23 protein-coding genes are annotated in these 16,783 nt (G+C 64.6%); 22 read left to right on the forward strand and 1 reads right to left on the reverse strand.

The window, feature by feature from the left end; translation table 11 throughout:
- Positions 1-11: 11 nt before the first annotated feature.
- From rplN to map, 12 genes are all read left to right on the forward strand, one after another.
- Positions 12-380 (forward strand): 50S ribosomal protein L14, encoded by a 369-nt coding sequence (gene rplN, locus ACE5CZ_RS04480; RefSeq protein WP_044440021.1) that lies wholly within the window; start codon positions 12-14, stop codon positions 378-380.
- 3 nt (positions 381-383) lie between these two features.
- Positions 384-743 (forward strand): 50S ribosomal protein L24, encoded by a 360-nt coding sequence (rplX, locus tag ACE5CZ_RS04485; protein WP_374946147.1) that lies wholly within the window; start codon positions 384-386, stop codon positions 741-743.
- Positions 743-1,348 carry a 50S ribosomal protein L5 gene (gene rplE, locus ACE5CZ_RS04490; RefSeq protein WP_374946148.1) on the forward strand — a complete coding sequence of 202 codons (606 nt, stop codon included), beginning with the start codon at positions 743-745 and terminating at the stop codon, positions 1,346-1,348. The genes rplX and rplE overlap by 1 nt, the downstream gene beginning before the upstream one ends.
- Before the next feature lie 184 nt (positions 1,349-1,532).
- A complete protein-coding gene (gene rpsH, locus ACE5CZ_RS04495; RefSeq protein WP_374946149.1) occupies positions 1,533-1,931 on the forward strand; it encodes a 30S ribosomal protein S8 in 399 nt (132 codons plus the stop codon).
- A gap of 6 nt (positions 1,932-1,937) precedes the next feature.
- Entirely contained in the window at positions 1,938-2,474 is a 537-nt protein-coding gene (gene rplF / locus ACE5CZ_RS04500; protein ID WP_374946150.1) for a 50S ribosomal protein L6, read from the forward strand.
- A gap of 2 nt (positions 2,475-2,476) precedes the next feature.
- Positions 2,477-2,848, forward strand: coding sequence for a 50S ribosomal protein L18 (gene rplR, locus ACE5CZ_RS04505; protein WP_374946151.1), 372 nt, complete (start codon positions 2,477-2,479; stop codon positions 2,846-2,848).
- 29 nt (positions 2,849-2,877) lie between these two features.
- Positions 2,878-3,549, forward strand: a complete 672-nt coding sequence (gene rpsE, locus ACE5CZ_RS04510; RefSeq protein WP_044440027.1) for a 30S ribosomal protein S5 — start codon at positions 2,878-2,880, stop codon at positions 3,547-3,549.
- Positions 3,549-3,734, forward strand: a complete 186-nt coding sequence (gene rpmD / locus ACE5CZ_RS04515; protein ID WP_044440029.1) for a 50S ribosomal protein L30 — start codon at positions 3,549-3,551, stop codon at positions 3,732-3,734. The genes rpsE and rpmD overlap by 1 nt, the downstream gene beginning before the upstream one ends.
- Positions 3,734-4,423 (forward strand): 50S ribosomal protein L15, encoded by a 690-nt coding sequence (rplO, locus tag ACE5CZ_RS04520; protein WP_374946152.1) that lies wholly within the window; start codon positions 3,734-3,736, stop codon positions 4,421-4,423. The genes rpmD and rplO overlap by 1 nt, the downstream gene beginning before the upstream one ends.
- A gap of 131 nt (positions 4,424-4,554) precedes the next feature.
- Entirely contained in the window at positions 4,555-5,877 is a 1,323-nt protein-coding gene (secY, locus tag ACE5CZ_RS04525; protein ID WP_374946153.1) for a preprotein translocase subunit SecY, read from the forward strand.
- On the forward strand, positions 5,874-6,470 hold the full coding sequence (locus ACE5CZ_RS04530) for an adenylate kinase (RefSeq protein WP_374946154.1): 597 nt from the start codon (positions 5,874-5,876) through the stop codon (positions 6,468-6,470). Before secY ends, ACE5CZ_RS04530 begins: the two co-directional genes overlap by 4 nt.
- A complete protein-coding gene (gene map / locus ACE5CZ_RS04535) occupies positions 6,467-7,297 on the forward strand; it encodes a type I methionyl aminopeptidase (RefSeq protein ID WP_374946155.1) in 831 nt (276 codons plus the stop codon). The genes ACE5CZ_RS04530 and map overlap by 4 nt, the downstream gene beginning before the upstream one ends.
- 176 nt (positions 7,298-7,473) lie before the next feature.
- Here map and ACE5CZ_RS04540 read toward each other — a convergent pair whose 3' ends face one another.
- A complete protein-coding gene (locus tag ACE5CZ_RS04540) occupies positions 7,474-9,387 on the reverse strand; it encodes a BglG family transcription antiterminator (protein ID WP_374946156.1) in 1,914 nt (637 codons plus the stop codon).
- Positions 9,388-9,543: 156 nt separating this feature from the next.
- On the opposite strand from ACE5CZ_RS04540, the gene ACE5CZ_RS04545 reads away from it, so the two are divergent.
- From ACE5CZ_RS04545 to rpsK, 10 genes are all read left to right on the forward strand, one after another.
- Positions 9,544-9,867: a PTS sugar transporter subunit IIB gene (locus ACE5CZ_RS04545; RefSeq protein WP_374946157.1), complete on the forward strand. Its 324-nt coding sequence runs from the start codon at positions 9,544-9,546 to the stop codon at positions 9,865-9,867.
- 35 nt (positions 9,868-9,902) lie between these two features.
- A complete protein-coding gene (locus ACE5CZ_RS04550; protein ID WP_374946158.1) occupies positions 9,903-10,169 on the forward strand; it encodes an HPr family phosphocarrier protein in 267 nt (88 codons plus the stop codon).
- Positions 10,170-10,179: 10 nt separating this feature from the next.
- Entirely contained in the window at positions 10,180-11,832 is a 1,653-nt protein-coding gene (gene ptsP / locus ACE5CZ_RS04555; RefSeq protein WP_374946159.1) for a phosphoenolpyruvate--protein phosphotransferase, read from the forward strand.
- 69 nt (positions 11,833-11,901) lie between these two features.
- Entirely contained in the window at positions 11,902-13,476 is a 1,575-nt protein-coding gene (locus tag ACE5CZ_RS04560; RefSeq protein ID WP_374946160.1) for a PTS mannitol transporter subunit IICB, read from the forward strand.
- Between the two features lie 113 nt (positions 13,477-13,589).
- Positions 13,590-14,027, forward strand: coding sequence for a PTS sugar transporter subunit IIA (locus tag ACE5CZ_RS04565; RefSeq protein WP_374946161.1), 438 nt, complete (start codon positions 13,590-13,592; stop codon positions 14,025-14,027).
- Entirely contained in the window at positions 14,024-15,187 is a 1,164-nt protein-coding gene (locus ACE5CZ_RS04570) for a mannitol-1-phosphate 5-dehydrogenase (protein WP_374946162.1), read from the forward strand. Before ACE5CZ_RS04565 ends, ACE5CZ_RS04570 begins: the two co-directional genes overlap by 4 nt.
- A 171-nt stretch (positions 15,188-15,358) precedes the next feature.
- Entirely contained in the window at positions 15,359-15,580 is a 222-nt protein-coding gene (gene infA, locus ACE5CZ_RS04575) for a translation initiation factor IF-1 (RefSeq protein WP_374946163.1), read from the forward strand.
- An 81-nt stretch (positions 15,581-15,661) separates the two neighbouring features.
- Complete coding sequence (rpmJ, locus tag ACE5CZ_RS04580; protein ID WP_325516628.1) at positions 15,662-15,778, forward strand: 50S ribosomal protein L36; 117 nt, start codon at positions 15,662-15,664, stop codon at positions 15,776-15,778.
- A gap of 194 nt (positions 15,779-15,972) precedes the next feature.
- Positions 15,973-16,347 (forward strand): 30S ribosomal protein S13, encoded by a 375-nt coding sequence (gene rpsM / locus ACE5CZ_RS04585; protein ID WP_374946164.1) that lies wholly within the window; start codon positions 15,973-15,975, stop codon positions 16,345-16,347.
- Between the two features lie 50 nt (positions 16,348-16,397).
- On the forward strand, positions 16,398-16,783 hold a 386-nt coding region (gene rpsK, locus ACE5CZ_RS04590), incomplete at its 3' end, for a 30S ribosomal protein S11 (protein WP_374946165.1).

Here is a 16,783-nt window from a genome sequence, read left to right on the forward strand (position 1 = left end):
AAGAGTAGAAAATGCTGCAGCAGGAATCCAGAGTCAAGGTCGCCGACAACACCGGCGCGAAGGAGCTCCTCACGATCCGCGTTCTCGGTGGCTCAGGCCGCCGGTACGCCGGTCTCGGTGACGTCATCGTCGCCACCGTCAAAGACGCGATCCCCGGCGGAAACGTCAAGAAGGGCGATGTGGTCAAGGCCGTCATCGTTCGCGTGAAGAAGCAGACCCGTCGTCCCGACGGTTCGTACATCAAGTTCGATGAGAACGCCGCAGTGATCTTGAAGACCGACGGTGACCCTCGCGGTACCCGCATCTTCGGCCCGGTTGGCCGCGAGCTTCGCGACAAGAAGTTCATGAAGATCATCTCGCTGGCGCCGGAGGTTATCTAAGTCATGGCAAACATCAAGAAGGGTGACCTCGTACAGGTCATCACGGGCGCGACCCAGGCCCGCGGCGGCGATCGCGGCAAGCAGGGCCGTGTTCTCGAGGTGCTCGTCGAGAAGAACCGCGTCGTCGTCGAGGGCGTGAACTTCATCACGAAGCACGTGCGCGTCGGACAGACGCAGCGCGGCACGAAGACCGGCGGCATCGAGACCCACGAGGCGCCGATCCACGTGTCGAACGTCGCGATCGTCGATCCCGAGTCGAAGAAGCCGACCCGCGTCGGCTTCCGCACCGAACAGGTAACGAAAGACGGCGTCACCAAGACCGTTCGCATCCGTTACGCGAAGAAGTCAGGAAAGGACCTGTAATGACTGATACTGCAGTGGTGTCTGGCACCGAGTCCGTTTCTCGGCCCCAGCCCCGTCTCAAGCAGAAGTACCGCTCCGAGATCTCGAAGCAGCTCCAGGAGGATTTCGGCTTCACGAACGTGCACCAGGTGCCCGGGCTCGTGAAGATCGTGGTCAACACCGGTGTCGGCGAGGCAGCCCGCGACGGCAAGATCATGGATGGGGCCGTCAAGGACCTCACCGCGATCACCGGCCAGAAGCCGCAGGTCACCCTCGCCCGCAAGTCGATCGCCCAGTTCAAGCTGCGCGAGGGCCAGCCCATCGGTGCACACGTCACGCTCCGTGGTGATCGCGCCTGGGAATTCCTCGACCGACTGCTGTCGCTCGCCCTTCCCCGCATCCGCGACTTCCGTGGGCTCAGCGACAAGCAGTTCGACGGTCGTGGAAACTACACGTTCGGTCTGACCGAGCAGTCGATGTTCCACGAGATCGACCAAGACAAGATCGACCGCGTTCGTGGTTTCGACATCACCGTCGTCACGACCGCCAAGACCGATGACGAGGGTCGCGCCCTGCTGAAGGCGCTCGGCTTCCCGTTCCGCAACGCGGAGAACACTCCCGCATAGTCTCGTCCCGCGCGGTCCTCGACCGCGTGGGATAAGCTTTGTTGTTTGCCGTTTCGCCTGGGCCGTTCTTCGCGACCCGGGCGTCACGCATGCAATGAAAGGCTCCGCAGGTTCTCGCGGAGTTCACCACCAAAGGTCGGCATCCTCGTAAAGGGTGTCGAAACCAGGCGAAAGGCACAACACAATGACAATGACAGATCCGGTCGCAGACATGCTGACCAGACTGCGCAACGCGAACTCGGCATATCACGACACCGTGTCCATGCCGCACTCGAAGCTCAAGTCCCACATCGCAGACATCCTCAAGGCAGAAGGCTACATCTCGGCGTGGGACGTTGCAGACGCAGAGGTCGGCAAGACCCTGACGCTCTCGCTCAAGTTCGGACCGAACCGCGAACGCTCCATCGCGGGCATCAAGCGCGTCTCGAAGCCGGGCCTCCGGGTCTACGCGAAGTCGACGGAGATCCCTACAGTTCTCGGTGGGCTCGGCGTTGCGATCCTCTCAACTTCCTCCGGTCTGCTCACCGACCGCCAGGCATCCAAGAAGGGCGTAGGTGGGGAAGTCCTCGCCTACGTGTGGTGATCACCGATGTCACGTATTGGACGACTTCCCATTGAGATCCCCGCGGGGGTCGAAGTGAAGATCGACGGCCAGGCCGTCGCCGTCAAGGGACCGAAGGGCGAGCTCGCGCTCACCGTTGCAAGTCCCATCGAGGTCAAGATCGAGGATGGCCAGGTTCTGGTCAGCCGTCCCGACGACGAGCGCACCTCGCGTTCGCTGCACGGTCTGACCCGTACCCTGATCGCCAACCAGATCATCGGTGTCACCGAGGGCTACTCCAAGAGCCTCGAGGTCGTCGGAACCGGTTACCGCGTCGCTGTCAAGGGCGCGGGCGTCGAGTTCGCACTCGGCTACTCGCACCCGATCACCGTCGAGCCGCCCGCGGGCATCAGCTTCTCGGTCGAGGGCGTCAACAAGCTCACGGTCACCGGAATCGACAAGCAGGCCGTCGGTGAGGTTGCCGCAAACATTCGTAAGTTGCGCAAGCCCGAGCCCTACAAGGGCAAGGGTGTGCGTTACGCCGGCGAGGTCGTTCGCCGCAAGGCCGGAAAGAGTGGTAAGTAACCATGGGTCTCGGAACTAGAGGAAAGAGCAAGGCTGCCGCGCGTTCGCGCCGGCACGACCGTCTCCGCAAGAAGGTCGAGGGCACCGCCCTCCGCCCCCGTCTCGTCGTGACTCGATCGGCTCGCCACGTCTTCGTGCAGGTCGTCGATGATGCCCTGGGTCACACCCTGGCCTCGGCATCGACCCTCGAGGTCGATCTGCGATCGTTCGATGGCGACAAGACCGCCAAGGCACGCAAGGTCGGCGAACTCGTCGCCGAGCGCGCGAAGTCAGCCGGCATCGACGCAGTCGTCTTCGACCGCGGCGGAAACCGCTACGCAGGACGCGTTGCGGCTATCGCCGAGGGCGCTCGTGAAGGTGGGCTGAACCTGTGAGCACCGAAAACACTACGAAGGAGAACGCTGTGGCTGTTGAAGCCCCGGTAGAGACCGCCGCATCCACGGAGGCAAACCAGACCGAGCCCCGCGAGGCTCGTCGCGGAGGCCGTGAGCGCAACCCGAATCGCGGTGACCGCGGAAGCCGCGACGCCGAGAAGAGCCAGTTCCTCGAGCGCGTCGTCACGATCAACCGCGTGTCCAAGGTCGTCAAGGGTGGTCGTCGCTTCAGCTTCACCGCGCTCGTCGTCGTCGGAGACGGCAACGGACTCGTCGGCGTCGGCTACGGCAAGGCCCGCGAGGTTCCCACCGCCATCTCCAAGGGCGTCGAAGAGGCCAAGAAGAACTTCTTCCGCGTTCCCCGCGTCGGCAACACCATTCCGCACCCGGTTCAGGGAGAGGCCGCCGCAGGCGTCGTTCTTCTTCGTCCCGCGGCCGCCGGTACCGGTGTTATCGCCGGTGGTCCCGTCCGCGCCGTGCTCGAGTGCGCCGGCATCCACGACGTCCTTTCGAAGTCGCTCGGTTCGTCGAACACGATCAACATCGTGCACGCGACCGTCGAGGCCCTGAAGATGCTCGAGGAGCCCCGTGCCGTCGCCGCACGTCGTGGTCTTTCCTACGAAGACGTGGCCCCCGCCCGTCTGCTCCGCACCGAGGCAGCGCTTCGCGAGGCCGCGGCGACTGCGAAGGCAGGTGCATGATGGCCGCGCGCCTCAAGGTAACCCAGATCAAGTCCAAAGTCAGTGAGAAGCAGTACCAGCGCGATACCCTTCGCAGCCTGGGACTCAAGCGCATCGGCGACGTCACGATTCGCGAAGACAATTCGCAGAACCGTGGCTACGTCAACACCGTCGCTCACCTGGTGAAGGTTGAGGAGATTGACTAATGGCTGAAGAAGCTAAGAAGGAGACGGCCGAGAAGGCTGCTCCGAAGAAGGCCGCTGCCGCCAAAGCAGAGACTGCGGCGAAGGCACCCAAGGCCGCCAAGGCCGATGCCGCCCCCAAAGCGGAGAAGGCTGCTGCTCCGAAGAAGGCCGCGGCCCCCAAGGCCGACAAGGCCGAGGCCGCTGCCGCCGCCCCCAAGGCTGCGGCGAAGGCGGCTCCGAAGGCTGAGAAGACCGAACAGGCCGCTCCCCGCGAGCAGGTCCTCAAGGTTCATCACCTTCGTCCGGCTCCCGGTGCCAAGAAGGCGCGTACACGCGTCGGTCGTGGTGAGGGATCCAAGGGAAAGACCGCCGGCCGTGGAACCAAGGGCACGAAGGCCCGGTACCAGGTTCGCGTCGGCTTCGAAGGTGGGCAGATGCCGCTGCACATGCGCACCCCGAAGCTCCGAGGGTTCAAGAACCCGTTCCGCGTCGAGTACCAGGTCGTGAACCTGGAGAAGCTCGCCGAGCTCTACCCCGCCGGGGGTGAGGTCACGATCAGCGACCTCGTCGCCAAGGGTGCCGTACGCAACAACGAGAAGGTCAAAGTTCTCGGACAGGGCGACATTACGGTTAAGCTGAACGTTGCAGTCGACAAGGTCTCCGGTTCAGCCGAACAGAAGATCGTTGCCGCCGGTGGCTCCGTAAAGTAACGCACCTTCCGGTGCGGTGAGTGATTCGTTCACTCACGCGCTACGGTTTCGTTCGAGAGCCCCCGCTAGACTCCCTGAGTCTGCCGGGGGCTTTCGTGCCATCACTTTCGCCAATTAGCAGGAGGCATTTTTTGTTTAGAGCCGTCGCGCGGATCTTCCGCACCCCGGATCTCCGCCGGAAGATCGGTTTCACGCTCGGCATCGTCGCACTGTTCCGTCTGGGATCCTTCATCCCTGCACCCTTCGTGGACTTCGGAAACGTGCAGTTGTGTCTTGCTGCGAATCAAAACACCTCGGGCCTCTATGAGCTCGTCAACCTCTTCTCCGGTGGCGCTCTCCTGCAGCTCAGCATTTTCGCGCTGGGAATCATGCCCTACATCACGGCGTCGATCATCACCCAGCTGCTGCGCGTGGTCATCCCGCACTTCGAGACCCTGCATAAAGAGGGCCAGGCGGGCCAGTCCAAGCTCACGCAGTACACCCGCTACCTCACGATCGCCCTCGCCGTCCTGCAGTCGACGACGTTGATCACCGTCGCGCGCTCCGGCGCCCTCTTCGGCACCACCACGGTGGCGGAGTGCACGCAGCTCATCACCGACGATGCCTGGTACGCGATCATGCTGATGGTCATCACCATGACGGCCGGCACCGGGCTCATCATGTGGATGGGCGAGCTCATCACCGAGCGCGGCATCGGCAACGGCATGTCGTTGCTCATCTTCACCTCGATCGCCGCGCAGTTCCCGACCTCGCTCTGGAGCATCGCGCAGGCCAAGGGCTTCGAGACCTTCCTTCTCGTGATCGCCGTCGGGCTCGTGATCGTGGCGGCAGTCGTGTTCGTCGAGCAATCGCAGAGACGCATCCCCGTGCAATACGCAAAACGCATGGTGGGCAGGCGAACCTACGGCGGCAACAACACCTACATTCCCATCAAGGTCAATATGGCGGGCGTCGTGCCGGTCATCTTCGCCTCGTCGCTGCTGTACCTGCCGGCCCTCATCGCGCAGTTCAATCAGCCTGCGGCCGGACAGTCGCCCGCGGCGTGGGTCACCTGGGTCACGAACTACCTCACCAAGGGCGATCACCCGCTCTACATGCTCCTGTACTTCCTGCTCATCGTCGGCTTCACGTATTTCTACGTCGCCATCACCTTCAACCCTGAAGAGGTCGCCGACAACATGAAGAAGTACGGCGGATTCATTCCCGGCATCCGTGCCGGTCGTCCGACGGCGGAATACCTCGACTATGTGCTGACTCGCGTCACGCTGCCCGGGTCGATCTACCTGGGTCTCATCGCCCTGATTCCGTTGATAGCCCTTGCCCTGGTCGGCGCGACATCGAACTTTCCGTTCGGCGGAGCCTCGATCCTGATCGTGGTCGGCGTCGGCCTCGAGACGGTCAAGCAGATCGACTCGCAACTGCAGCAGCGTCATTACGAAGGTCTGCTGCGATGACCTCGGTCGACACGGTGACGGGAACCGTGCGGCTGCTGATCATCGGTCCTCCCGGGGCCGGCAAGGGTACGCAGGCGGCGAAGCTCGCCGAGATCTACGGCATTCCCGCGATCTCGACCGGTGACATCTTTCGTGCCAACATCACAGAGGGAACCGAGCTGGGCAAGCAGGTGCAGGCGATCGTCGAGTCCGGCTCGTATGTTCCCGACTCGCTGACGAACGATCTCGTGCGCGACAGGCTGCTGCAGCCCGACGTGTCGGGCGGGTTCCTCCTCGACGGATATCCGCGCACGACCGAACAGGTCGACGAGCTCGACCGCATCCTGGCTCAGGCCGATGCCCGCCTCGATGCCGTCGTGCAACTCGTCGCCGACGTCGACCAGGTGGTCGAGCGGCTGCGTAAACGTGCACTGGTCGAAGGTCGTGCCGATGACACCGAAGAGGTGCTGCGGCACCGCCAGGAGGTCTACGTCGACCAGACGGCGCCCCTGATCGGCATCTACGCTACCCGCGGACTCGTTGTCGCCGTCGACGCCTTGGGCGTGGTCGACGAGGTCACCGAGCGCATCGTCACCGCACTCGCGGGTCGATGAGCTTCCGCAAGAATATCTACAAGACGCCCGACGAGCTCAGGCTCATGGTGCGTCCCGGTGTCGTCACGGCAGCGTCCCTCGACGCGGTCTGTGCCGCCATACGCCCCGGTATCAGCACCCTCGAACTCGACGCGATCGCAGAGAACGTGATCCTCGAGAGCGGGGGAGTGTCGAACTTCAAGCTGGTGCCGGGATATCGTCACACCATCTGCGCTTCGATCAACGACGACGTGGTCCACGGCATTCCGGGCGATCGCATCGTTCGGCCAGGAGACATCGTCTCAATCGACAACGGCGCCGAGGTCGAGGGATGGAACGGTGATTCGGCCTTCACCATCGTGGTTCCCGACGAATCGCGCCCCGAACTCGTTGCTGCTCGACGGCGACTGTGCGATGTCACAGAGGGCTCGCTGTGGGCCGGCATCGCCCGCCTCGGTTCCGCCCGCCACCTCAACGAGGTCGGCGAGGCCATCGAAGAACACGTCGAGGCGCACGGAACGTTCGGAATCGTCACCGACTACATCGGTCACGGCATCGGTCGCAGCATGCACGAGGCGCCTCCCGTCTTCAACTACCGGGTGCGGGGCAAGGGGCCAGACGTCAGACCCGGGCTGGTCGTCGCGATCGAGCCGATGGTGACGCTGGGCTCGATCGAGACCTACGTGCGCACAGACGATTGGACCGTCGCGACTGCGGACGGCAGCGTGGCAGCCCATTGGGAGCACTCCGTCGCGGTGCACGCCGATGGCATCTGGGTTACCACGGCCCACGACGGCGGAGCGGCCGGCCTCGCCCCGTTCGGCGTCTCGCCAACCCCCATCCCGTAGCAAGACCCCGCAGTTCCCGGAGCCTGTCGACAGAGAATTCGGCTGGAACCGCCCCGTTTCTTTCGCGGATGAGGAAGAACCTGCGACACCCCGATCTCGCAACAGAGCTCTTCGGCGTGTCGCGACTTTTTCCTCATCCGTGAACTGTTCGCAACGAGGGCTCGGGAGCGGGCGGGCTACTTGTCCATGATGTGCACGAGTTCTTCGATGAAGCTCGGGAAGTCTACCGCGCGCTTGATGATGCGCTGCACGTCCTCCCTGTCGGAGAACACCTCAACGAACTGGTCGAAGACCTCCTGGAACGAGGTTCGTCCGGCCGCAGCGAAGGCGATGAACGCGATGACGTTCACCCTGTTCTCTCCCCACGCCATCGCCGAGTCGTTGATGACGATGGCGATCGAGGTTCGAGATGCGGTCATCGCCATGGCGTGGGGAACGGCGATGCTGTCGGTGAACGCGGTCGATGACATGAGCTCACGCTCGATGGCGCCGTCGACGTAGGAGCGGTCGATCACGCCCCGCTCGATCATGCGGTGCCCGAGCGTCTCGATCATCTCGACCTCGCTCGACGCGTGCAGCTCCCTGAAGAAGAGGGTCTCGTCGAAGTAGAGCAGCAGGTCGTCTTTGATCTGCATCCGACGAGCGTGTCGGCGCACCCGGCTGATCGCCCGGCGCACGTTCTCGATGTCGCCCTCGGTGAGAAACGGCTGGATGATGACCTCGTTGTCGCGCGGGGTGCGCGAGGCTATCGTCGACAGCACGAGGTCGGCATCGAGCTCGGCCCGATCGACATCCGTGCGGGTGATCACGATAGCGACATCGAGTTCGTCGCCCAGAGCGCGTGTGATCCTCTCGGTGAGCATCTCGTGCATGTCGTAGTAGTTCGGGCACACCACTGCGCAGCGCAGCCTGTCGCCGCGACGCTGTTTGCGCTCGAGGTAGGAGCCGACGTGCAGGGCGATGAACGCGATCTCGTCGTCGTTGATGTGGATGCCGACACGTCGCTGGAGCTGGCTCGCGATGTAGACGGACAGCTCGTAGGTCATCGGGTACGAGGTCTTCATCGACCTGGTCAAGGGGTTCGCGGAGTAGGCGTTGTCGTGCGCGCGGGCCACGAGGTTGCGCACGTGCAAAGACAGCCTCACCATGAAGTCCTCGTCGGCCAGGTCGATCAGATACTCCTGCTGCACGAGCGCGACGATCTGCCGGATCGTCTCGAGTACGTCGGCGTCGACATAGTTCTCGACGACCTCGTTCGTCGACTGGTCGTGGCCCGGCGTGACGACGCGGGTGGTGAGCAACACGGCCAGGTAGTCGAGGTCGATGGCGCTGAGCGACACCGAGAAGTGCGTCACGACGAGGCCGGACAGCGCGGAGGCGATCTCGGCGACCCGGGCCCCGGTGGCCACACGTGGTGCGTCGCCGGGCTGCTCGCGATCCTGCCGCTCCAGCGCGATCATCAGATGGAGCAGCACGTTGTTCACGCCGTACTCGTTCACGAAGTAACCGTGTTCGTCGAGCATGGCGATCAGCTCTGTCTTGAACCCGCCGAGGTTCTCCGACTCGAACTCGCGTTGAACGCGTTCGAGTTCGAGAAAGCCCTGAGCGCTCTCCTCCCGGAACATGCGGCTGAGCATGCGGCGATGATTCGTCTCGGAGCCCGCGATCCAGACGAGATTGTCTCGCCGCACGAGAGACAGGTCGTCGGCCTCGACGAGGAGCTTGACCTTGCGCAGGTCTTGCTCGAGTGTCGAGTCGCTGACGAAGAGACGCGTCGCGAGGCTGCGGGCGTCGAGTCCGTCTGGTGCGTTGCCCAAGAGTCGCACGAGCTGGTAAAGGCGGTCGCGAGGCGTCTCGGGTTCCGATGTGCGGCCTTCCGCGCGAGACGCGGCCAGTGCATCGCGGTCGACGCGATAGCCCAGCACGCCCGACTGAATCGTCTCGTGCGGATGCGCGGCGCTTTTCGCGGCCGTCACATAGCTGCGCACGCTGCGGGTCGTGACGCCGAGCCTGTCGGCCAGTTCGGCAGCGGTCACCCAGCCGTCGGCCTGGGACAGGTAGTCCAAGAGGCGTTCGTACTTCTCATTCATGCTGGTCGCTCCCGAGAAGAGTCAACCATCCCAGGTGCCTGCAGACTAATTGCCGAGGGTCTGCTTCCTCCCCCGCGGAAAGTTTTCTGAGGCCCGACGGCGAGCGAAGCCGTGGATTGTCCGAGAGTATTGAACCTGATCGCAAGGAGGCGAGAGATGCACAGAGTGCTGGTTGTCTGCGGTGCCGGTGCGTCGAGCACTTTTCTGGCCCATCGAATTCGTGCCGCCGCCCGCGTTCGCGACATCGACCTGCACGTGGCGGCATCCAGCACCGACGGTCTCGCCGAGCGAATACGCGAAATCGACGTGCTGCTTGTCGGCCCGCCCCTCGCGGCACGATTCGACGAACTCTCGCGGCTCGCCGCCGCCGCGGGTGCGCGCAGCGCCCTTCTGCCCGACACGGTCTTCGGCGCGCGCGGCGAAGAGGCCGCGCTCGATCTCGCACTGGGCCTCGACGCCCCGACGACCCCCGCGTCTTGACCCACCGAACGACACACGAAATTCAAGGAGAAATCATGGCCGAACGCACCGTCACCATCGCATCGACACACGGACTGCACGCGCGTCCCGCGTCGATCTTCACGCAGGCCGCGGCCAAGAGCGGGGTGCCCGTTCAGTTGACGAAGGGCGAGAAGACCGTCAACGCGGCGAGCATTCTCGGCGTCATCTCACTCGGCATCGACCACAACGACGACGTCGTGCTGTCGGCGGAAGGCGACGACGCGAGCGACGTGCTCGATGAACTCGCGGCCCTCCTCTCCACCGACCACGACGCAGCCTGAGCGGCCCGCGATGACCTTCACCGGAGTAGGAATCGGCCGGGGCATGGCCCTGGGAACCGTGCTGCAGATGCCGGCACCGCTTCCCGAACCACAGGATGCGGCGTCGGCGCTCGCCGTAGACGCCGAGAAAGAGCGGGCAGCGGTCGCGCTCGCCGCCACGGCCGCCGGCATCCGGGCCCGCGGTGAGCGTGCCGGCGGTTCCGCGAAAGACGTGCTCGAGGCCCAGGCTTTCATGGCCGAGGACCCGACTCTCTCCGACGATGTGAAGGCGCGGCTCGAGACCGGCAAGACTGCCGAGCGCGCCGTCTTCGAGGCGTTCGCCAGCTTCCGCGATCTGCTCGTGAGCATGGGCGGCTACATGGGGGAGCGCGCGACCGACCTCGACGACGTGTCACAGCGCGTCGTCGCCCAGCTCCGGGGCGTCGAAGCCCCGGGCGTGCCCGACCCCGACCACCAGTTCGTGCTCGTCGCCCGCGACCTCGCGCCGGCCGACACCGCCCTGCTCAACCTCGACAAGGTTCTGGGACTCATCACGAGCGACGGCGGTCCGACCTCGCACACGGCGATCCTCGCCCGGGAGAAGTCGATCGTCGCGGTCGTCGGCGTCGCCGGCGCACTCGAGATCCCGAACGGCACGACCGTCATCGTCGACGCATCCACCGGCGCCGTGACGGTCGATCCGAACGAGGATGCTCGCTTCAGGGCGAAGATCGCGATTCAGGAGCGTGCGTCGATGGCCGCGGCCCCCGCCGGTCCGGGTCGTCTCGCGGACGACACCGCGATCCCCCTGCTGGCCAACCTCGGTTCTGCCGGGGGCGCAGCCGAGGCCGTGCACCTGGGCGCCGAGGGCGTCGGCCTGTTCCGCACGGAGTTTCTGTTCCTCGACTCGGCAGAAGCGCCGACCGTCGCCGAGCAGCAGTCGCAGTATTCCGCTCTCTTCGCCGCGTTCCCGGGCAAGAAGGTCGTCGTTCGTGCACTGGATGCCGGGGCCGACAAGCCGCTCAGCTTTCTGAACGACGCTCCGGAGGAGAACCCGGCCCTCGGGCTGCGCGGCCTGCGGGCCCTGCGGGCGAACGAGCAGATCCTGCGCGACCAGCTCACCGCTATCCGCAACGCCGAGGCCGAGAACACGGCCGACGTGTGGGTCATGGCCCCGATGGTGTCGACTCTCGAGGAGACGCGCTACTTCACGAGCATTGCCCGCGAGGTGGGGCTGAAGACCGCCGGCGTCATGATCGAGGTGCCGTCATCTGCCCTGCTGGCGGATCGCATCCTGGTCGACGCCGACTTCGCATCGATCGGAACGAACGACCTGACCCAGTACACGCTGGCGGCCGACCGACTTCTCGGAAGCGTCGCTTCGTTCCAGGACCCATGGCATCCCGCCGTTCTCCGACTCGTCGGTGAGGTCGGAAAGGCCGGAGCCGCCCTGGGCAAGCCCGTGGGCATCTGCGGTGAGGCTGCGGCCGACCCGCTGCTCGCCGTCGTACTCGTCGGACTCGGGGCCACCACCCTGTCGATGTCACCCGCCGCGCTCGCCGACGTGCGCGCGGAACTGCGCCTCTACACGATCGAGCAGGCGCAGCACTTCGCCGAACTCGCCCTCACGGCGAACAGCGCGATGGAGGCCCGCGCAGCGGTGTCCGCCGCCGCGTCCTCCTGACGCTCCACCCGCACCACACCCCACCCGAACACACACAGCCCCACAACACAGAAACAAGGAGAATCACTCATGACGACGACGTCAGCTCCAGCCAAGCCGGGAGGTGCCCGGGTTCGCGTTCAGCAGCTCGGCACATTCCTCTCCGGAATGGTCATGCCCAACCTTCCCGCGTTCATCGCCTGGGGTCTCATCACCTCGTTGTTCATCTCCGCCGGCTGGCTGCCGAACGGCATCCTCGGTGGATTCGGTGACGCGGCCACCATAGGCTGGCCCGGCGCCGCCACCAGTATCGCCGTCGGTGAGGATGGCAACAACTTCCAGCAGTACGCGGGTCTCGTCGGCCCGATGATCACCTACCTGCTGCCACTGCTCATCGCCAACACCGGTGGACGCATGGTCTACGGCCAGCGTGGTGGCGTCGTCGCGACGATCGCGACGATGGGTGTCATCGTCGGCAGCACGATTCCGATGTTCCTCGGTGCCATGATCGTCGGCCCGCTCGCAGCATGGATCATGAAGCAGATCGACAGGCTCTGGGACGGAAAGATCCGCCCCGGCTTCGAGATGCTCGTGAACAACTTCTCGGGTGGAATCGTCGGCGGCATCCTCGCCATCGGTGCATTCTTCGGCGTCGCGCCCCTGATCCAGGGTCTGACGAACCTGCTCAGCGCCGGCATCGACGGCCTGCTCAACCTGGGACTCCTTCCCCTGACGAGCATCATCATCGAGCCCGCCAAGGTTCTCTTCTTGAACAACGCCATCAACCATGGTGTGATCACGCCGGTCGCAACGCCTGAGGCGCTTGAGAACGGCAAATCGATCCTGTTCCTCCTCGAGGCCAACCCCGGTCCCGGCGTGGGAATCCTGATCGCCTTCGCGGTCTTCGGCGTGGGAGCGGCCAGGGCGAGTGCGCCGGGAGCGATCATCATCCAGTTCTTCGGTGGAATTCACGAGATCTACTTCCCGTACGTGCTGATGAAGCCGCAGCTGATCCTCGCCGCGATCGGTGGTGGCATGACGGGCGTCGCCACGAACGTCATCTTCAACTCGGGCCTCGTCGGACCGGCGGCACCGGGCAGCATCATCGCCGTCATGCTCGTGACGGCGAAAGACAGCTACATCGGTGTCATCCTGTCGGTCGTCCTGGCGGCCACCGTGTCGTTCCTCATCTCGGCGGTGCTGCTCCGCGCCAGCCGCAGAAAAGACCTGGCAGCCGAGGCAGCCGGCGACGACGCCCTCGCCGCAGCGGTCGCTCAGAACGCCGCGAACAATGGCGGCGAAAGCCGCGTCGGAGCGCTCCTCGGCGGCGACGAGGCAATCGATCACGGGCAGTCGACCGTACTCACTGAAACGCGGCTGCAGAACATCGTGTTCGCTTGCGACGCCGGCATGGGATCGAGCGCGATGGGCGCGTCGGTGCTGCGGAACAAGCTCAAGAAGGCGGGCGTCACCGACGTCACGGTGACGAACGTGGCCATCGCCAACCTCAACAGCGACGTCGACCTGGTCGTCACGCACACGGACCTCACCGACAGGGCCAGGCAGAAGACTCCGAATGCCGAGCACGTTTCGGTGGAGAACTTCATGAACAGCCCCAAATACGACGAGGTCGTGAATCGGGTCGCAGCCCAGCACACCCGGTAGTAGGCTGCACTCTCCCCAGGACGCCCCCGGCCGTCGGAGCACTGCTCCGGCGGCCGGGCGGCCTTGGATTTTCCCAATCCGCAGGTTACGAAGCGAACGAAGATGAGGATGTCATGAGCGACAAAGTACTGGATCTCGAATCGATCAGCGTCAATGGAACCGCGACCACAAAGGAGGACGCGATCCGCGAAGCGGCATCCATTCTCGTGGCCGCCGGAGCCGTGACCGACGACTACGTCGACTACATGCTCGAGCGCGAGACCAGTGTCTCGACGTACATGGGCAACTTCTTGGCGATTCCCCATGGAACGAACGAGGGCAAAGACACGATCCTCGCCTCCGGCCTCTCGTTCGTGCGCTACGCCACCCCGATCGACTGGGAGGGCAACGAGGTGCGTTTCGTCGTCGGCATCGCGGGCAAAGACAACGGTCACCTCGACATCCTCTCGAAGATCGCCATCATCTTCTCCGATGACGACGAGGTTCAAGGGCTTCTGGATGCGCCTGACGGCCCCGCGCTCTTCGCGCTGCTCTCAGAGGTGAACGAGTGAAGGCAGTCCACTTCGGTGCCGGCAACATCGGTCGAGGCTTCGTCGGCCTGATCCTGCACAATGCCGGCTACGAGGTGGTGTTCGCCGACGTGAACGCCGACCTCATCGACGCGCTCGCCGCAACTCCGAGCTACCGGGTGCACGAGGTGGGAGCAAAGCCGAAGAGTTGGACGGTCGACAACTACCGGGCACTCAACTCGGCCACGCACGAGGCCGACGTCGTCGCCGAGATCGCATCGGCCGACATCGTCACGACGGCGGTCGGCCCGAACGTCCTGCGCTTCGTCGCACCGCTGATCGCCGCGGCGATCGAGCAGCGCTCATCGACATCCGCCCCGTTGACGGTCATGGCGTGCGAGAACGCGAACAACGCGACGGATCTGCTCGAGACGGAGGTGCTGTCGCGACTCGAGGAGCGTCCGGACGACTGGGTCGCCGCCCGCGCGATCTTCGCCAACACCGCAGTGGACCGCATCGTGCCGGCACAGGATCAGGCGAACGGATTGGACGTCACGGTCGAGGACTTCTTCGAGTGGGCGATCGAATCCGCTCCGTTCGGCAGCAATCCGCCCGCCATCCCCGAAGCGCATTTCGTCGACGACCTCGCCCCGTACATCGAGCGCAAGCTGTTCACGGTCAACACCGGGCACGCGACTCTCGCCTATCACGGGTTCCTGCGCGGTGCGCCGACGCTGTCGGCCGCGACGGCGATCCCCGAGGTGCGCGACGAGGTCGTCGCCGTGCTCGGGGAAACCTCCGCGTTCCTGGTGGCCGCGCACGGGTTCGATCCGGTCGCGCACCGGGAGTACGTCGATCGCACCGTCGTGCGGTTCTCGAACCCGCACCTGCCCGACACCCCGACTCGCGTCGGGCGTCAGCCGATTCGGAAGCTCGGACGGGACGAGCGGTTTGTCGCTCCGGCGGCGGCACTCGCGGACCTCGGCTACTCCTTCGACGCCCTCGTGCGGGCGATGGGCGCGGCCCTCCGGTTCGACGTAGCGGAGGACCCGGAGAGCGTCGAGCTGCAGGAACTGCTCGGGACCCTCGACGCGACGGAGCTCACGGCACGGCTGACCCGTCTCGACGAAGCGCATCCGCTCTTCACCGCGATCGCAGCACAGGTCGGCGACGCCCAAAGCGAACTCGGCGCGCAAGTATAGGGGCAGGTTGCCGAAAAGCCGAGATATCACCTAAGCTTGATCCTTGGTGTCCGGGCCCATCATGTGTGCCCGCAGTTCTCGCTCCTCCGATGGTACGGATGACGCGGTCGCGTGGCGCCCACCCCCCCATCCGCACGACCAGCAGTCAACACTTTTAGCGACGAAGAGGATATGGCCAAAAAAGACGGTGTCATCGAGATCGAAGGCGCGATCACCGAAGCTCTCCCGAACGCGATGTTCCGCGTCGAGTTGAGCAACGGGCACAAGGTACTCGCCCACATCTCCGGGAAGATGCGCCAGCACTACATCCGGATCCTCCCAGAGGACCGCGTGATCGTGGAGCTGAGCCCGTACGACCTGACCCGCGGCCGGATCGTCTACCGCTACAAGTAACCAGCTGCTGGAAAGTAACGGCCGGTTCCGTCGGGTTCATTTCTGCGGCATCCGGTACGAAGACAGCGAAAAGAGAAACACATGAAGGTCAACCCCAGCGTCAAGCCGATCTGCGAGCACTGCAAGGTGATCCGCCGCAACGGCAACGTCATGGTCATCTGCAAGTCCAACCCGCGTCACAAGCAGCGCCAGGGTTGATGGCCTCGGACGCGTAGCGTTCGAAGCCGTCAAGATCGAGTGATCGCCCCTTCCGGGCGATCGTATCGAGATCTACAGCAATAACTGAACACAGAACAGCGCATCCAGAACCTCACTCGTGAGGGGACACCGGTGGTGGAGGCCACCGCACCGGATGCGCTCCAGACCTCCACGAATCACCAGGAGACACCGCCATGGCACGTCTAGCAGGCGTCGACATCCCGCGCGACAAGCGCGTCGAAGTCGCATTGACCTACATCTACGGAGTGGGTCGCACGCGCGCACTCAAAGTGCTCGCCGACACCGAGATCAGCGGAGAGATCCGCGTCAAGGATCTGAGCGACGACCAGCTCATCGCCCTTCGCGACTACATCGAGGGCAACTACAAGGTGGAGGGTGACCTTCGCCGCGAGGTCGCCGCCGACATCCGCCGCAAGGTCGAGATCGGCTCGTACGAGGGCATCCGCCACCGTCGCGGCCTCCCCGTGCGCGGGCAGCGCACCAAGACCAACGCCCGTACCCGCAAGGGTCCGAAGCGCACCGTAGCCGGCAAGAAGAAGGCCCGATAGGCGCTGGGTCACCCCCAACGCTGTCGCCATACGAGTTTTAGGAGAACACCATGGCAACACCAAAGTCGGCCGCTCGGAAGCCGCGTCGCAAAGAGAAGAAGAACATCGCCGTGGGCCAGGCCCACATCAAGTCGACGTTCAACAACACGATCGTCTCGATCACGGACCCGAGCGGAGCGGTGCTCAGCTGGGCGTCATCCGGAGCCGTCGGGTACAAGGGATCGCGCAAGTCGACCCCGTACGCCGCGCAACTGGCCGCCGAGTCCGCCGCCCGGCAGGCGCAGGAGCACGGCATGAAGAAGGTCGACGTCTTCGTCAAGGGACCGGGCTCCGGTCGCGAGACCGCGATCCGCTCGCTGCAGGCCGCCGGCCTCGAGGTCGGGTCGATCAACGACGTCACCCCTCAGGCGCACAACGGCGTTCGTCCGCCGAAGCG

Source organism: Agreia sp., assembly GCF_964263775.1.
Taxonomy (GTDB): Bacteria; Actinomycetota; Actinomycetes; order Actinomycetales; family Microbacteriaceae; genus Agreia.

Coding starts and splice junctions, on each gene's coding strand:
- rplF (WP_374946150.1), top strand. CDS start 1,938: ATGTCACGTATTGGACGACTTCCCATTGAGATCCCCGCGGGGGTCGAA.
- ACE5CZ_RS04565 (WP_374946161.1), top strand. CDS start 13,590: ATGAGCGACAAAGTACTGGATCTCGAATCGATCAGCGTCAATGGAACC.
- rplO (WP_374946152.1), top strand. CDS start 3,734: ATGGCTGAAGAAGCTAAGAAGGAGACGGCCGAGAAGGCTGCTCCGAAG.
- ACE5CZ_RS04530 (WP_374946154.1), top strand. CDS start 5,874: ATGACCTCGGTCGACACGGTGACGGGAACCGTGCGGCTGCTGATCATC.
- ptsP (WP_374946159.1), top strand. CDS start 10,180: ATGACCTTCACCGGAGTAGGAATCGGCCGGGGCATGGCCCTGGGAACC.
- rplN (WP_044440021.1), top strand. CDS start 12: ATGCTGCAGCAGGAATCCAGAGTCAAGGTCGCCGACAACACCGGCGCG.
- ACE5CZ_RS04560 (WP_374946160.1), top strand. CDS start 11,902: ATGACGACGACGTCAGCTCCAGCCAAGCCGGGAGGTGCCCGGGTTCGC.
- rplE (WP_374946148.1), top strand. CDS start 743: ATGACTGATACTGCAGTGGTGTCTGGCACCGAGTCCGTTTCTCGGCCC.
- rpmD (WP_044440029.1), top strand. CDS start 3,549: ATGGCCGCGCGCCTCAAGGTAACCCAGATCAAGTCCAAAGTCAGTGAG.
- infA (WP_374946163.1), top strand. CDS start 15,359: ATGGCCAAAAAAGACGGTGTCATCGAGATCGAAGGCGCGATCACCGAA.
- ACE5CZ_RS04545 (WP_374946157.1), top strand. CDS start 9,544: ATGCACAGAGTGCTGGTTGTCTGCGGTGCCGGTGCGTCGAGCACTTTT.
- rplX (WP_374946147.1), top strand. CDS start 384: ATGGCAAACATCAAGAAGGGTGACCTCGTACAGGTCATCACGGGCGCG.
- ACE5CZ_RS04550 (WP_374946158.1), top strand. CDS start 9,903: ATGGCCGAACGCACCGTCACCATCGCATCGACACACGGACTGCACGCG.
- rpsM (WP_374946164.1), top strand. CDS start 15,973: ATGGCACGTCTAGCAGGCGTCGACATCCCGCGCGACAAGCGCGTCGAA.
- rpmJ (WP_325516628.1), top strand. CDS start 15,662: ATGAAGGTCAACCCCAGCGTCAAGCCGATCTGCGAGCACTGCAAGGTG.
- rpsH (WP_374946149.1), top strand. CDS start 1,533: ATGACAATGACAGATCCGGTCGCAGACATGCTGACCAGACTGCGCAAC.
- map (WP_374946155.1), top strand. CDS start 6,467: ATGAGCTTCCGCAAGAATATCTACAAGACGCCCGACGAGCTCAGGCTC.
- rplR (WP_374946151.1), top strand. CDS start 2,477: ATGGGTCTCGGAACTAGAGGAAAGAGCAAGGCTGCCGCGCGTTCGCGC.
- ACE5CZ_RS04540 (WP_374946156.1), bottom strand. CDS start 9,387: ATGAATGAGAAGTACGAACGCCTCTTGGACTACCTGTCCCAGGCCGAC.